Source organism: Nocardia sp. NPDC050413 (genome assembly GCF_040655475.1).
Classification (GTDB): domain Bacteria; phylum Actinomycetota; class Actinomycetes; order Mycobacteriales; family Mycobacteriaceae; genus Nocardia; species Nocardia coubleae.
This window is the reverse complement of sequence record NZ_JBFAJZ010000010.1, coordinates 56,923-70,645: the sequence shown is the minus strand read 5'-3', so window position 1 is coordinate 70,645 and position 13,723 is coordinate 56,923. Positions and strand designations below refer to the sequence as shown.

The following is a 13,723-nucleotide window of genomic DNA, read 5'->3' as shown; positions in this document are numbered from 1 at the left end:
CGCGACCGCGACGGATCCCCACGTCGCCTCGCGGGTTTTCTGCGTTTCCCGGTGCCGAGCGGCCGGGGTGGAGTAGGCATGAACCATGGCTCCGCGTTCGTTGCTTCGCACCTGTCCGCTCTGTGAGGCCGTCTGCGGCCTGAGCATCACCCTCGACGACAACGACCGGGTGCTCTCGGTGCGTGGCGACCGCGACGACCCGTTCAGCAAGGGCTTCATCTGCCCCAAGGGCGCCGGGTTCGGCAAGCTCGACGACGACCCCGACCTGGTCACCACGCCCCTGATCCGCGACGGCGCCGACTTCCGCGCCGCGAGCTGGGACGAGGCGTTCGACCTGATCGCGCGGCGTTTCGCCGCCGTCCACGCGGCACACGGCACCGGCGCCACCGCTGTCTACCTCGGCAATCCCACCGCTCACACGATCGCGGGCGCCCTCTACGCACCAGCGCTGGTCCGCGCGCTGAGCACCCGGCATGTGTACTCGGCGAGCACCGCCGATCAGATGCCCAAGCAGGTGGCCGCCGGGCTGATGTTCGGCGACCCGATGGTCGTGCCCGTTCCCGACCTCGACCGCACCGACTACCTGCTGATGCTCGGCGCCAACCCGCTGGAATCGAACGGTTCGCTGTGCACGGCGCCCAACTTCCCCGGCCGGTTGAAGGCGTTGCGGGCGCGCGGCGGCAAGCTCGTCGTTGTCGATCCGCGGGCGACGCGGACAGCGGAGCTGGCCGACGAACACCTCTTCATCCGACCTGGCACCGATGCGTATCTGCTGTTCGCGGTGGTGCACACATTGTTCGCCGAAAACCTGGTCGACGTCCGCGTGGAGGTCGACGGCCTCGACGAACTGCGCGCGGCCGCAGCGGATTTCACCCCCGAGATCGCGACGGACCGCACCGGCATTCCGGCCGAGACCATCCGCCGCATCGCCCGCGAACTCGCCGCCGCCCCGACGGCCGCCGTCTACGCCCGGATCGGCACGTGCACCACCGAATTCGGCACGCTCACCCAGTGGCTCGTCGACGCGATCAACGTCCTCACCGGCAACCTCGACTCCCCCGGTGGCGCCATGTTCGCCACCCCCGCGGCACTCGGCATCACCCGCACCAAGCCGTTCCGCCCGGGCCGCTGGACCAGCCGGGTGCGCGAATTGCCCGAAACCATGGGCGAACTCCCCGTCGCCACCCTGGCCGACGAACTCGAAACCCCTGGCGAAGGACAGATTCGGGCGCTGGTGACGGTGGCGGGCAACCCGGTGCTCTCCGCACCGAGCGGCGCGCGGCTCGACGCGGGACTGGCCGGGCTCGACTTCATGGTGAGCGTCGACCGGTACGTCAACGAGACGACCCGGCACGCGAATGTGATTCTGCCGCCGCCTCGTTCGATCCAGTCACCGCACTACGACTTCGCGCTGCTGCATTTCGCGGTGCGCAACTACGCGCGTTACTCGCGCCCGCTGGTGCCGCTCGACGGCAGGCCGTCGGAATCGGCGGTGCTCGCCCGGCTCGCCGCGGCCGTGAGCGGGCAGCCGCATCACAGCGACGAAGCCGTCGCGATGATCGACGAGCTGGTCATCGCCGGCATGCTGCACAAGGCGGGTATGAGTGACCGGCGCGACGAGCTCGAGGGCGCCGACACCACCGAACAGCGCGTCGACCTGATGCTCAAACTCGGCCCGTACGGCGCGTGGAACGGCGGTGACCTCGGCCTGCGCACCCTCCTCGACAACCCGCACGGCATCGACCTCGGCCCGCTCGAGCCACGTCTGCCGGGAGTGCTGCTGACCGCAACGGGACGCGTCGACCTGGCACCGCAGCCCTTGCTCGCCGATGTGCCGCGTCTCCGGGAAGGCCTCGCGACGACTACGCCGCCCATGGTGCTGATCGGGCGCAGGCAGCTGCGTTCCAACAACAGCTGGATGCACAACATCGAGGCACTCGTCGGCGGATCCAACCACTGCACCCTGCACATCCACCCCGACGACGCCGACCGCCTCGGCATAGGCGAGGCGGCCGAGATCACCTCGGCCGCCGGATCACTGACCGTGCAAGTGGAGCTGACAGCGGCGATCATGCCCGGGGTGGTGAGCCTGCCGCACGGGTGGGGACACGCCGCGAGCACCACCCAGTCGGTGGCCCGCGCGCACGCAGGCGTGAATGCCAATGCGCTGACCGACAATTCGATCGTCGACGCGATCACCGGAACCGCCGTCTTCAACGGAGTGCCGGTGACGGTCGGTCCGGCCTGATCGGTCGTCGTCCAGGAAACCCGAAGCAAACCGCCCGTTACGGTCCTTCGCAATACTGGACTCGCCACGCGGCACGCCGAACTCCCCTAGACTCCAATGAGATTGTGGTCACAGCACTTCGGCAGCAGAGGGGCCCCGATGCCTGGAACACAGGTCGGCAGCGACGGAGAGCACGAACTTCAGGAAACGTTGGGCACCACCGAACGCGCCGAACGGTTCTACGACGACCAGGTCATCGACTATCTGAACCCGATGATGATGGAATTCGTCACCCGGATGGACATGGCGTTCATCTCCACCGCCGACGCGCACGGCGAATGCGACGCCAGCTTCCGTGCAGGCACCCCCGGTTTCCTGCACGTGATCGACGATCGCACGATTGCGTACCCCGAATACCGTGGTAACGGGGTGATGGCCAGCCTGGGCAATATCCTCGAGAACCCGCACGTCGGCATCCTGATGATCGACTTCGTCCGCGACCTCATCGGCCTGCATGTGAACGGGAAGGCCCGCATGGTCGCCGACAGCGAGCTACGCGAGACCGTCACCGATCTGCCACCCGCGGAACGCGGCAAAGCGGCGCAGGTGTGGGTGGTCGTCGACGTGGAAGAGGCATACATCCACTGCCGCAAACACATTCCGCAGATGATTCCCGTCGCCCGCGACCGCCGTGAATGGGGCACCGACAACGTCCGCGCGAAGGGCGGCGACTACTTCGGTGTGAAGGCGGGCCGCCGGCACGCCGAAGTCAAAGCCGGCTGACCTACTTGATCTTGAAGATCACCACACGCTGCACGACGAAGTTGATCACCGTCGCCGTGCCCTGCGCCACGACGAACGCCACCGCCTGACGCCACCACTGGTCGGGCAGCGCGAACGCGAACGCGGCATACATCCCGAGCTGCACGGCGAACGTCACCGCGTACAGCGCGACGACCGCCACGAACCGCTTGCGGCTCGGTTCGGCCTGGAACGTCCAGCGACGATTGATCAGGTAGGCCGTCGTCGTACCGGCGATGAAGCTGATCGCCTTGGCGAGCACCTCCGGCACCCCGAGCACGTTCGACAGCAACAGCAGCAAGCCGAAGTCGACGATCGCCGAGAAACCGCCCGTGAGGGTGAACCGGACAATCTGCGTCTTCAGATCGACATCGGTACCCCCCGGCTCGTCGACCAGCGGAATTTCGGGGGGCAGGGGCAGATGCGGCTGTGCTTGCACGTGAGGAAGGGTACGAGACCGGTCACAGGTTGTGCCATGCCTGTAGCCTCTAAGCCGATGTCTGAGAACATTTCGACCACCAACGACGGGCCGTTTGCGCTTCCTACGCGTACGCGCAAGCTCACCGGTTGGGGTCGCACCGCACCCACCTCCGCCGAAGTGCTCTCGACCGGCGATCCCGAGCTGATCGCCCAGGCCGTGCGCATGGTCGCCGAGGACAACGACAGCAAGCCGGCGCATCTGCGACGCGGCGTGATCGCCCGTGGCCTAGGCCGCTCCTACGGCGACCACGCCCAGAACGCGGGCGGCCTCGTCATCGACATGCCCGCGCTCAACCGCATCCACCGCATCGACCGCGACACCCGCCTGGTCGACGTGGACGGCGGCGTGAGCCTGGACCAGCTGATGAAGGCCGCGCTCCCGTTCGGGCTGTGGGTTCCCGTGCTACCCGGCACCCGCCAGGTGACCATCGGCGGCGCCATCGCCTCCGATATCCACGGCAAGAACCACCACAGCGAGGGCAGCTTCGGCAACCACGTCCGCTCGATCGACCTGCTCGTCGCGGACGGTTCGGTGCGCACGGTGTCACCCGACAACGACGCCGAGCTGTTCTGGGCGACGGTCGGCGGCAACGGGCTCACCGGCATCATCCTGCGCGCGACCATCGAGATGGCGCCGACGGAGACCGCCTACTTCCTCAACGACGGTGTGAAGACCGCGACCCTCGACGAGACGGTCGCCGCGCACAGCGACGGCAGCGAGGCGAACTACACCTACTCGAGCGCCTGGTTCGACGTGATCAGCCCGCTGCCCAAGCTGGGCCGCGCCACCATCACCCGTGGTCGTCTCGCCAAGCTCGACGAGCTGCCCGAGCGGTTGCAGAAGAAGCCGTTGAAGTTCGACGCGCCACACCTGATGACGGTGCCGGACATCTTCCCGAACTTCACCATGAACAAGCTGACGCTGTCGGCCATCGGTGAGGCGTACTACGCGATGGGCGGGAACTACACCGGCAAGGTGCAGAACCTGACGCAGTTCTACCACCCGCTCGACATGATCTCGGAGTGGAACCGTGGCTACGGTTCCAACGGGTTCCTGCAGTACCAGTTCGTGGTGCCGACCGAGGCGGTCGAGGAGTTCAAGCGGATCATCATCGACATCCAGGCCTCGGGCCACTACTCGGCGCTGAATGTGTTCAAGCTGTTCGGCCCCGGTAACGACGCGCCGCTGAGCTTCCCGATGCCGGGCTGGAACATCTGCGTGGACTTCCCGATCAAGCCGGGCCTCAACGAGCTGGTCACCGAGCTGGACCGACGCGTGATGGAATTCGGCGGCCGTCTCTACACCGCGAAGGACTCGCGCACCAGCGCCGAGACCTTCCACAAGATGTACCCCCGGATCGACGAGTGGATCAAGGTCCGCCGCAGCGTCGACCCGAACGGCGTGTTCATGTCCGATATGGCCAGGAGGCTGGAGCTCCAGTGATCAACGCAGTTGGCAACCCGCAGACCATCCTGCTGTTCGGCGGCACCTCCGAGATCGGTCTCGCGATCTGCGCGGAGTACCTGCGCAAGAGCCCCGCGCGGATCATCCTGGCGAACCTGCCCGGCGACCCGCTGCTCGACGATGCCGTCGCCAAGCTGAAGGGTGCCGGTGCCACGGCGGTCGAGGTGATCGACTTCGACGCGCTCGACACCGACTCGCACCCGAAGGTGGTCGACGCCGCGTTCGCCGGTGGTGACGTGGATGTCGCGATCGTGGCGTTCGGTGTGCTCGGCGATGCCGAGCAGCTGTGGCAGGACCAGCGCAAGGCGGTCATGACCGTCGGCATCAACTACACCGCCGGTGTGTCGGTGGGTGTGCTGGTCGGCGACAAGTTCAAGGCGCAGGGGCACGGCCGGTTCATCGTGATGTCGTCGGTGGCGGGCGAGCGGGTTCGTCGCTCGAACTTCGTGTACGGCTCGACCAAGGCCGGCCTCGACGGCTTCTACCTGGGTCTGGGCGAGGCGCTTCGTCCCTACGGCCCGCGCGTCACCGTCGTGCGGCCGATGCAGGTGCGTACCTCGGCGACCAAGGCCCACTGGGAAGCGACCGGCTCCAAGGAAGCGCCGCTCACGGTCGATCCGGAAGACGTCGCCCGCCAGGCCGTCGCCGCCTCGGAGAAGGGCACCGAGATCGTGTGGACCCCCAACGAGGCCCGCTTCGTGATGTCGGCCCTGCGCCACGTCCCGCGCCCGATCTTCCGCAAGCTCCCCATCTGATCGAGAGCAACCGCGACTGCCGCACCGCCACTCCGGCGGTGCGGCAGTTTCTTTGTGCCGGGGCCTCGGCGCGAGCCCGACGGACTCGGCACGCTCCACTAGGCTGACCCGGACCGTCGAGCAGAGTGGACCCGGAGGAATGCGCGCCGATGACTACCGATGACAACGTGCGGGCGGGGCGCGCGACAGCGACCGGTCTCGCCGAAGGTGCCGCGGCGGCGCTCGTCGCACTGGTCGTGGCGGTGGTCGGCTTGTTCGCGTTCTCGGCGGTGCAGTGGCCTGCGTTCAACTCCTCCAACGTGACTCGGGCGCTGACCACCGTCGGACAGGTCGTCTCGGTGGGGCTGTTGGTGGTCTCGGTGTTGCTGATCCGGCTGCGGAAGTGGCCCGTGGTCGCGAAACTCGCTTCCTGGGTGGGCATTTCGGGATTCGTCACGGTGACGCTCGGGATGCCGTTGGCGGCGACGAAGCTGTACCTGTTCGGTGTTTCGGTCGACCAGGAATTCCGCACCGAGTATCTGACGCGGCTCACCGACAGTGCGGCACTGCGGGACATGACCTATGTGGATCTGCCGCCGTTCTATCCGGCCGGGTGGTTCTGGATCGGTGGGCGGGTCGGGAACCTGCTCGGCATGGACGGCTGGGAGGTGTTCAAGCCGTACTCGATCGGGATGCTCGCCGTGGCCGCGACGGTGGCGCTCGTGCTGTGGGCGCAGCTGGTGCGCGCCGACATGGCCGTGGGCGCCGCGGCCGCGGTGACCGCGATGACCTTGGCCTATGCCTCGCCCGAGGCGTACGGGGCGGTGCTTGTCGTGTTCATTCCGCCGGTGCTCGTGCTGGCATGGGGTGCGCTGCACCGCCGCTCGGGCGGGTGGGGCGCGGTGCTCGGGACCGGGTTGTTCCTCGGGGTCGCGGCGTGCTTCTACACGTTGTACCTGGCGATCGCGGCGTTCACCGTTGTGCTGATGGCGGTGATCGCCGCCGCGTGCGCGCTGTACGCACGGCGAGCGAGCGGCCGGGCGATCGGCAAGCGCGATGCGGCCGTCACCACCGAGCCCGCGTGGCGGGTGGTTGTCGTGCCGTTCACGCGGCTGGCGGCGATCGGCGTGCTCGCGATCGCGGTGGCGCTGGTGGTGTGGACGCCGTATCTGCTGAAGATGCTGTCGGGTGCGAAGTTGCCCTCCGGCAACGCTTTCCACTACCTGCCCGAGTCGGGTGCGCAGCTGGCGTTCCCGATGCTCGAGTTCTCTTTGCGTGGGGCGCTGTGCCTACTCGGGCTGCTGTGGCTGGTCGTGCGGGTGGGATCGTCGCGGCGGGCGCAGGCGCTCGGCATCGGCGTGGTGTCGATCTACCTGTGGACATTGCTGTCGATGGCGGCGACGGCGGCGGGCACCACCCTGCTGTCGTTCCGGCTGGAGCCGGTGCTGCTCGCCTTGCTCGCCGCCGCGGGTGTTTTCGGCTTCGTCGAGGGCGGCCGTGCGGTGTACCAGGCGCTGAACGAACCCGCGCCGGTGCGTACCGCGGCCGCCGCGCTCGCGGTGCTCGGCGCGATGGCCTTCGCCCAGACGATCCCCACCGTTCTGGTCCACGAGATCGACACCGCCTACACCGACACCGTGCCCACCGAAACACCCGACGCCTACGGCACTTTCGGTGAACGCGGCGACAAGCGCCGCCCCTCCGCCGTGGCCTACTACCACGCCGTCGACGAGGCTCTACTGGCCCAAACCGGCCGCCCCCGTGACGAATCCGTCGTCCTCACGGCCGACACCAGCTTCCTGTCCTTCTACCCCTACTTCGGTTTCCAGGCCCTCACCTCGCACTACGCGAACCCCCTCGCCGACTTCAAGGCCCGCGCCGACACCATCGCCGCCTGGAGCAGACTCGACTCCCCCCAGGCCCTCCTCGACGCCATGTCGGCCGCCCCCTGGCGCGCCCCCGACGCCTTCCTCTTCCGCCGCGACGGCGACAACTACACCCTCCGCCTCGCCGAAGACGTCTACCCCAACGACCCCAACGTCAAGCGCTACACCGTCACCTTCCCCCGCTCCCTCTTCGCCTCCCCCACCTTCACCACCACCGACATCGGCCCCTTCACCCTCATCACCGTCAACCGCTGAATCAAGGCTCGATACGGCGCACGGTGCCGACCTTGCCGATTCCTTTGTCGAAAGACGCGATCACCGAATCGGAGTCGGCTTCGGCGAGCGCGACGAGGTAGGCATCGGCGAATGAAAGCCGGTGGTGCTCATACACATCGACGGTCCGGATGAGGACGGCCGGATCGTCGGTCTGGATATTTCGGGAGCCGATCACGGCACGGGCCAGTGCCGCGACCTCGGGCCTGGGCACCCGGTACACGCTCTGCAGGACGTACACGGTTTCCGCGAGGATGAGATCCGGAAGGTAGAACTCGTCGGTCCCCGCGAGCAGGGCTGTGGCTCGTCGGCCCATCTCGGGTGGGTCCTGCGTGAAGTGCCTGACGAGGATGTTCGTGTCGAGGAAGATCGTCACTCCGGATTGGCCTCCCGCCACTGTCGCGCCCAGGCCTCGTCGCGGATCTCTTCCCACGAACGGCCGCGCACCTGTGGTGGGACCTGCACACTGCCCGCGAGATCCAGCAGGTCAGGTGTCTTCGCGAGCACCACGACATCACCTTCCACCCGGAAGTGCACGTTGTCGCCGGTGTGTAATTCCAGCGCGTCACGGACCGCTTTGGGCACCGTGATCTGCCCCTTCGATGTCAACCTCGCCAGCGCGTCCACAACGACTCCTTACTTCCCCACTGAAGTAAGGATACCGCAATCGAGTTTCACCAACCCTGTCTTCCGGGCGGGGAGGCGCACTACACTTGGCGGTGCGGAACGGTCGTCGTCGGTGGGGGTCGGCGGATGGCGAAGGTTATCGATCCTGCACGTTGTGGGTCCGGGTGGCCCGTTACCGGAGGAGGACTTCATGTCCGATCCGTTGCACACCAGGGTGTGCCTCACCGGAGTGAACTGCATCTGTCCGAGTATCAGTGTGTTCGTGGTGCCCGAGCCGCTGGTTCGGGGAGGGCAGATGCTGCATCTGCTGGAACAGGCGCCGGTAGCCGAAGGGGGGCCCGAACCCGATCCCGAGCTGATCGACCTGATCGAGGCGGTGCGCACGCCGTTGAATCTGCCCGGGCTCGCCCGGGTGCAGCGGGTGGCGTTCACCGGCCCACGGCACGATCCCACGGCGGCACGCACGGTGCTGCACGATCATCTGATCGAGGAACCGGCGCCGATCGGGCTCGATGTGGACGATCCGGCGGAGCTCACCCGGCTCTCGATGCTGCCCGAACACCGGATCGGAGCCCGGCGCATCGACGACTTCCAGGCGCACTCGGTGCGTCAGGCGATGGCGGCGGTGTACCAGTTTTTCGGTGTGGACCAGCGGGTACCCCTCGTCTACCACGGTTTCGCCGACCCCGGCGACGGCTGGTTCGCCCTGCGCGCATCGGCAGCCTGACCGGACATGTGTCCATAGACACCCGGTAGCTACTGGTGTGCGGAGCACCGATAGACAACAATATGTGCGGTTGCAGCGAACAAACCGCACAGTCCGTCGGACGGGGCGGGTACGCTGCGAAATGTTGACAAGTTCGGCCGACCGAAATCAGTTTTGGTAGCGCTGATCGGTACGGATGCAGAGGTATAGCTATGACGCTCAGCAGACCGGAGCGAATCGATCTCCTGATGCGGGAACACCGCCAGGACGCCGAACCTGCGCCACGGGAACAACTGCACTCACTCGGCGAAATCGAGAAGTTCGTGGTCGATGCCGCGATCGCCATGCTCTCCCCCGGTCAGAAGTTCGCCCTGCTGTGGTCGCTGCAGGTCGGCGGGCATCTGGTGGCGGGCGTTCAGGTCAAGGAGCGCGACGGGTCGGTCACCAATATGGTGCCGCCGACCGAGGTCGTCGAATACCTGGCCGACCACAAGCGCATGTCCTACGACCCGGCGGTCGGCGCCTGGCTGAGTGCGGAGATCTTCATCGCCGGACCCACCCGTTTCAAGGCCACCTACTCGGCGGGTACGGTCGCCGACTGGATGCCCGAGGTGTCGGTCGACGATCTGCGCGCCGAGTTCGTGGCCTACCCGCGTCCGGCCGCGGAAATTCCCGATTGGGCCCGCTCGCAGCTCGATTGGTCGAACAGGATGACCGGATAGGACGCGGCGCCCCCGCACGATCGGGTGGGGTGGCTAGCATCTACCCCCGTGCGACCGGACCGATCTGAACGAGCGTTCACCCGATACCGCCTGATCGCCCTCGTCTGTGGGCTGCTCGGGTTCGTGCTTGCCCTGCTCACACCGCTGTTGCCGGTGCGCCAGGACCGCGCGAGCCTCGATTGGCCGCAGGCGGGTGCGGCGAGTGTGCAGGCACCACTCGTGTCGTATGTGCCCCAGCAGGTGAACGCGCAATTGCCGTGTCCGGTGCTGCGCGGGCTGCCCGGCGGTGATGTGCGCGGCCCGGAGGGTGAGAACACCACACCGCAGCCGACGACCTTGCTCACCACGGTCCCGGCCGAATCCGGGCAGATCACCAAGGGTCTGAGCGTCGTCGCGCGCGAGGGCGTGCTCACGGTGCAGGCCCGCGATGTGCCGATGCTGTCGGCGCCGATCGAGGAGATCGCGAACTGCGACCACATCGCGATCGAATCCACCATCGCCGCAACGACTGTCGAGTTCGTCGGGGTGACGCGGGCCGACGGCAGCCCGTTCCGCAACACCGTCACCGTGGACAAGCGTCCGCAGATCGTCGGGGTGTACACCGATCTCGACGAAACCCAGCTCACCGGCGCCCGCTTCCACGCCGATATCGATTCCCGCTTCACCTCCACCCCGACGCCGCTGAAACTGGCCGTGATGATCGTGGCCGCGCTCGCCACCCTCGCCGCGCTGGTCGCCCTGCACCTGCTCGACCGCGCCGACGGCCGCCGTGCCCGCCACTTCCTGCCCCGGCACTGGTGGCGCATCACGCCGACCGACGTGGTCGTGGTGGCGACGCTGCTCGGCTGGCATGTGATCGGCGCGAACACCTCCGACGACGGCTACATCCTGAACATGGCGCGCGCCTCCGGCCCGTCGGGCTACATGGCGAACTACTACCGCTGGTTCGGGGTGCCCGAGGCGCCGTTCGGATGGTCCTACGAGCTGCTGGCCTGGATGACGAAGATCTCCGACGCCAGCCCGTGGATGCGGCTGCCCGCGCTCGCCGCGGGCCTGGTGTGCTGGGCGGTGATCAGCCGGGAGGTGCTGCCCCGCCTCGGTGCCCGGGTGCGGCGCGACAAGGTGGCGCTGTGGACGGCGGGCCTGGTGTTCCTCGCCTTCTGGCTCCCCTACGACAACGGTCTTCGCCCCGAACCGCTCATCGCGGCCGGTGCCCTGCTCACCTGGTGCGCCATCGAACGCGCGATCGCCACCGCCCGCCTGCTCCCCGCCGCCCTCGCGATCCTCATCGCCGCGTTCTCCCTGGCAGCGGGTCCGACCGGACTCATCTGCATCGCGGCCCTGATCGCAGGCACGCGCCCGGTCATGCAGATCATCATCAAGCGCGCTCAAGGTCTGCGTCCACGCGAAATCGCCGCTGACAGAGACGGACTCGACGCCGCCGAAGTGGCGAGAAGGTCGCGTGCCGACCGAGCCACGGCAGAGGCAACGGCCACCGAGGGCAAGCACGAGGCTCGCAACACAGCCGACGGTGCTCACGCATCCGGCCGACTTTCCCTGGCCACCAAGATCTTCCGCTATGCCGCTCTCCTGGCCCCGGGCGTAGCCGCAGGCACCCTCGTGCTGATCGTCGTCTTCGCCGACCAGACCCTGGCGACGGTCATGGAAGCCACCCGCGTGCGCACCCTGGTCGGCCCCAACGCGGCGTGGTTCGATGAACGCACCCGCTGGGATTCGCTGTTCATGCTCTCCCCCGACGGCTCGCTGGCCAGGCGTTTCGGCGTCCTGGTGATGCTGCTGTGCCTGCTGGTGTGCATCCTGCAGGTGTTGCGCAAGGGCCGCATCCCCGGTACCTCGCGGGGCCCGTCGGTGCGCATTCTCGGCATCGTCTTCGGTGCGCTGCTGCTGATGATGTGGACGCCGACCAAGTGGACTCACCACTTCGGTGTGTACGCGGGCCTGGCGGGCTCGCTGGCCGCACTTGCCGCGGTCGCGGTGGGCGCCAATGGCATTCGCGCACCACGCAATCGCGCCTTGTTCACCGCGGCGGTCCTGTTTCTGCTCGCACTCACCTTCACCGGCTCCAACGGTTGGTGGTATGTGTCCAGCTTCGGTGTGCCGTTCTGGGACAAGGCGCCGATGGTCGCGGGCAAGGGTGTGTCGACGCTGCTGCTCGGGCTCAGCGTGCTCGCCCTGCTCGTCGCCCTCTACTTCCACCTGCGTGACCCGTACCGCAAGCCTTCGCGCCCAGCCCGTTTCGACCGTTTCGCCACCATGCCGTTGACGATCGCGGCCGCGCTGCTGGTGGCGTTCGAGGTGGCGTCGATGCTGAAGGGCGCGGTCACGCAGTACCCGGCCTATTCGATCGCCAAGTCGAATATCGAGTCGCTGCAGGGCAATACGTGCGCCCTGGCCAACGACGTACTGGTGGAGACGAATACGGCCGATTCCCTGCTCACCCCGATCACCGGCGCCCCCGCCGACGGGCTGAGCACCGAATCGGTGGCCTTCACCCCGAACGGGGTGGCCGCCGACCTCACCGCCGACGCCGACGAGACCGTGGTCGGCGGAGCCAACTCCGTCGACAAGGACTCGGCCAACAAGACGACCAACACCACCGGCGCGGGCACCGGCGGCGGCACGAGCACCGAAGCGGGCATCAACGGCAGCACCGTCGCCCTGCCGTTCGGCCTCGACCCGGCCCGCACGCCGGTGCTCGGCTCCTACCAGGACGGTGTGCAGCAGCAGGCGAAGCTGACCTCCCAGTGGTACGGCGCCGATGTCGACGCCGTGCGCGACGATCCCGCCTACCAGGCGCTGGTCGTCACCGCCGCGGGCCGCATCCGCTACGTCGACAACGACGGCGTCGTGCACTACGGCCAGGACCTGATCGTCGAGTACGGCACCCGCGCCGAGGACGGATCGGTACAGGTCACCGGCTCGATCCAACCGCTCGACATCGGCCCGTCGCCGTCGTGGCGCAACCTGCGCGTGCCGCTGGACCGCCTGCCCGCGGGCGTGAACGCGGTGCGCTTGGTCGCCACCGACAACGACATCACCCAGAAGCAGTGGCTCGCGGTGACCCCGCCGCGCCTGCCGAAACTGGCCTCCCTCGACTCGGTGGTCGGGCACACCGACCCTGTGCTGCTGGACTGGCACGTCGGCCTGGCGTTCCCGTGTCAGCGCCCGTTCGAGCACCACGACGGTGTCGCCGAGGCGCCGAAGTGGCGGATCCTGCCCGACCGGGTGGGTTCGGACGCGGCCAACGCCTGGCAGGACGACATCGGCGGCGGCCCGCTCGGGTGGACAGGTCTGCTGATGAAGGCCGAGACTGTGCCCACCTACCTGGATCGTGATCTCGGTCGCGACTGGGGCTCGCTGGAGCGGTTCACCCCGTACGAGCCGGCGCCGCCCGCCGACATCACGGTGCGGGTGGTAGACCAGTCAGGACGGGCGAAGGAGCCGGACATCCGGGCGCGGTAGAGACTGGGGCAGCGCATGGGCAGTGATCGGGCAGTTGCGCTGCTGTTTCACGAAAACCCTAGTGTCACTACACATTTCGGTTCGGTGAAACACCCGTTAAGGACCCGCTCAACTTGGCCCGTTCTCAGGTTTGGCCACGTACCCTGGTGGGTATGACAGGAGCCTTCGATGACATGGACCTGCGGGATCTCGTCGACCTGCTCAGCGACGACGAGAAGAAGGAACTACGACCTGCCGTGATGCGGGTGCTGGAAAGACTGCCCTCCCAGGAGGTATTACGCCGCGACCTCAACCGTCGCTTGCTCAACGTCTGACCTTC

Annotated in this window: 12 protein-coding genes; 9 read left to right on the top strand and 3 right to left on the bottom strand. The window is 67.6% G+C overall.

The window, feature by feature from the left end; all coding sequences use genetic code 11:
* Positions 1-85: 85 nt before the first annotated feature.
* Complete coding sequence (locus tag AB0I19_RS22260; RefSeq protein WP_357150817.1) at positions 86-2,248, top strand: molybdopterin-dependent oxidoreductase; 2,163 nt, start codon at positions 86-88, stop codon at positions 2,246-2,248.
* Between the two features lie 138 nt (positions 2,249-2,386).
* Complete coding sequence (locus AB0I19_RS22255; RefSeq protein ID WP_357150816.1) at positions 2,387-3,010, top strand: pyridoxamine 5'-phosphate oxidase family protein; 624 nt, start codon at positions 2,387-2,389, stop codon at positions 3,008-3,010.
* A gap of 1 nt (position 3,011) precedes the next feature.
* On the opposite strand, the gene AB0I19_RS22250 is transcribed toward AB0I19_RS22255, so the two are convergent.
* Positions 3,012-3,467 (bottom strand): GtrA family protein, encoded by a 456-nt coding sequence (locus AB0I19_RS22250; RefSeq protein WP_084457194.1) that lies wholly within the window; start codon positions 3,465-3,467, stop codon positions 3,012-3,014.
* Positions 3,468-3,536: 69 nt separating this feature from the next.
* On the opposite strand from AB0I19_RS22250, the gene AB0I19_RS22245 reads away from it, so the two are divergent.
* The 3 genes from AB0I19_RS22245 (at position 3,537) to AB0I19_RS22235 (ending at position 7,848) form a co-directional block, all read left to right on the top strand.
* Positions 3,537-4,952 (top strand): FAD-binding oxidoreductase, encoded by a 1,416-nt coding sequence (locus AB0I19_RS22245; RefSeq protein WP_357151025.1) that lies wholly within the window; start codon positions 3,537-3,539, stop codon positions 4,950-4,952.
* Complete coding sequence (locus AB0I19_RS22240) at positions 4,949-5,728, top strand: decaprenylphospho-beta-D-erythro-pentofuranosid-2-ulose 2-reductase (protein WP_181700776.1); 780 nt, start codon at positions 4,949-4,951, stop codon at positions 5,726-5,728. The genes AB0I19_RS22245 and AB0I19_RS22240 overlap by 4 nt, the downstream gene beginning before the upstream one ends.
* 149 nt (positions 5,729-5,877) lie before the next feature.
* Complete coding sequence (locus AB0I19_RS22235) at positions 5,878-7,848, top strand: arabinofuranosyltransferase (protein ID WP_357150815.1); 1,971 nt, start codon at positions 5,878-5,880, stop codon at positions 7,846-7,848.
* Position 7,849: 1 nt separating this feature from the next.
* Here AB0I19_RS22235 and AB0I19_RS22230 read toward each other — a convergent pair whose 3' ends face one another.
* On the bottom strand, positions 7,850-8,242 hold the full coding sequence (locus tag AB0I19_RS22230) for a type II toxin-antitoxin system VapC family toxin (protein WP_067640260.1): 393 nt from the start codon (positions 8,240-8,242) through the stop codon (positions 7,850-7,852).
* Complete coding sequence (locus AB0I19_RS22225; RefSeq protein ID WP_357150814.1) at positions 8,239-8,493, bottom strand: AbrB/MazE/SpoVT family DNA-binding domain-containing protein; 255 nt, start codon at positions 8,491-8,493, stop codon at positions 8,239-8,241. The genes AB0I19_RS22230 and AB0I19_RS22225 overlap by 4 nt, the downstream gene beginning before the upstream one ends.
* A 190-nt stretch (positions 8,494-8,683) precedes the next feature.
* Between AB0I19_RS22225 and AB0I19_RS22220 the strand changes: the two genes are divergently transcribed.
* From AB0I19_RS22220 to AB0I19_RS22205, 4 genes are all read left to right on the top strand, one after another.
* On the top strand, positions 8,684-9,220 hold the full coding sequence (locus AB0I19_RS22220) for a hypothetical protein (protein ID WP_357150813.1): 537 nt from the start codon (positions 8,684-8,686) through the stop codon (positions 9,218-9,220).
* A gap of 191 nt (positions 9,221-9,411) precedes the next feature.
* Positions 9,412-9,921 (top strand): hypothetical protein, encoded by a 510-nt coding sequence (locus AB0I19_RS22215; protein WP_357150812.1) that lies wholly within the window; start codon positions 9,412-9,414, stop codon positions 9,919-9,921.
* A 48-nt stretch (positions 9,922-9,969) separates the two neighbouring features.
* Positions 9,970-13,404, top strand: a complete 3,435-nt coding sequence (locus tag AB0I19_RS22210; protein WP_357150811.1) for an arabinosyltransferase domain-containing protein — start codon at positions 9,970-9,972, stop codon at positions 13,402-13,404.
* Between the two features lie 152 nt (positions 13,405-13,556).
* Positions 13,557-13,718, top strand: coding sequence for a hypothetical protein (locus AB0I19_RS22205; RefSeq protein ID WP_157101793.1), 162 nt, complete (start codon positions 13,557-13,559; stop codon positions 13,716-13,718).
* Positions 13,719-13,723: the final 5 nt, after the last annotated feature.

Bases quoted from the DNA above. Each gene is read 5' to 3' on its own strand.
- AB0I19_RS22260 (WP_357150817.1), top strand. From the start codon at position 86: ATGGCTCCGCGTTCGTTGCTTCGCACCTGTCCGCTCTGTGAGGCCGTC.
- AB0I19_RS22255 (WP_357150816.1), top strand. From the start codon at position 2,387: ATGCCTGGAACACAGGTCGGCAGCGACGGAGAGCACGAACTTCAGGAA.
- AB0I19_RS22235 (WP_357150815.1), top strand. From the start codon at position 5,878: ATGACTACCGATGACAACGTGCGGGCGGGGCGCGCGACAGCGACCGGT.
- AB0I19_RS22220 (WP_357150813.1), top strand. From the start codon at position 8,684: ATGTCCGATCCGTTGCACACCAGGGTGTGCCTCACCGGAGTGAACTGC.
- AB0I19_RS22215 (WP_357150812.1), top strand. From the start codon at position 9,412: ATGACGCTCAGCAGACCGGAGCGAATCGATCTCCTGATGCGGGAACAC.
- AB0I19_RS22205 (WP_157101793.1), top strand. From the start codon at position 13,557: ATGACAGGAGCCTTCGATGACATGGACCTGCGGGATCTCGTCGACCTG.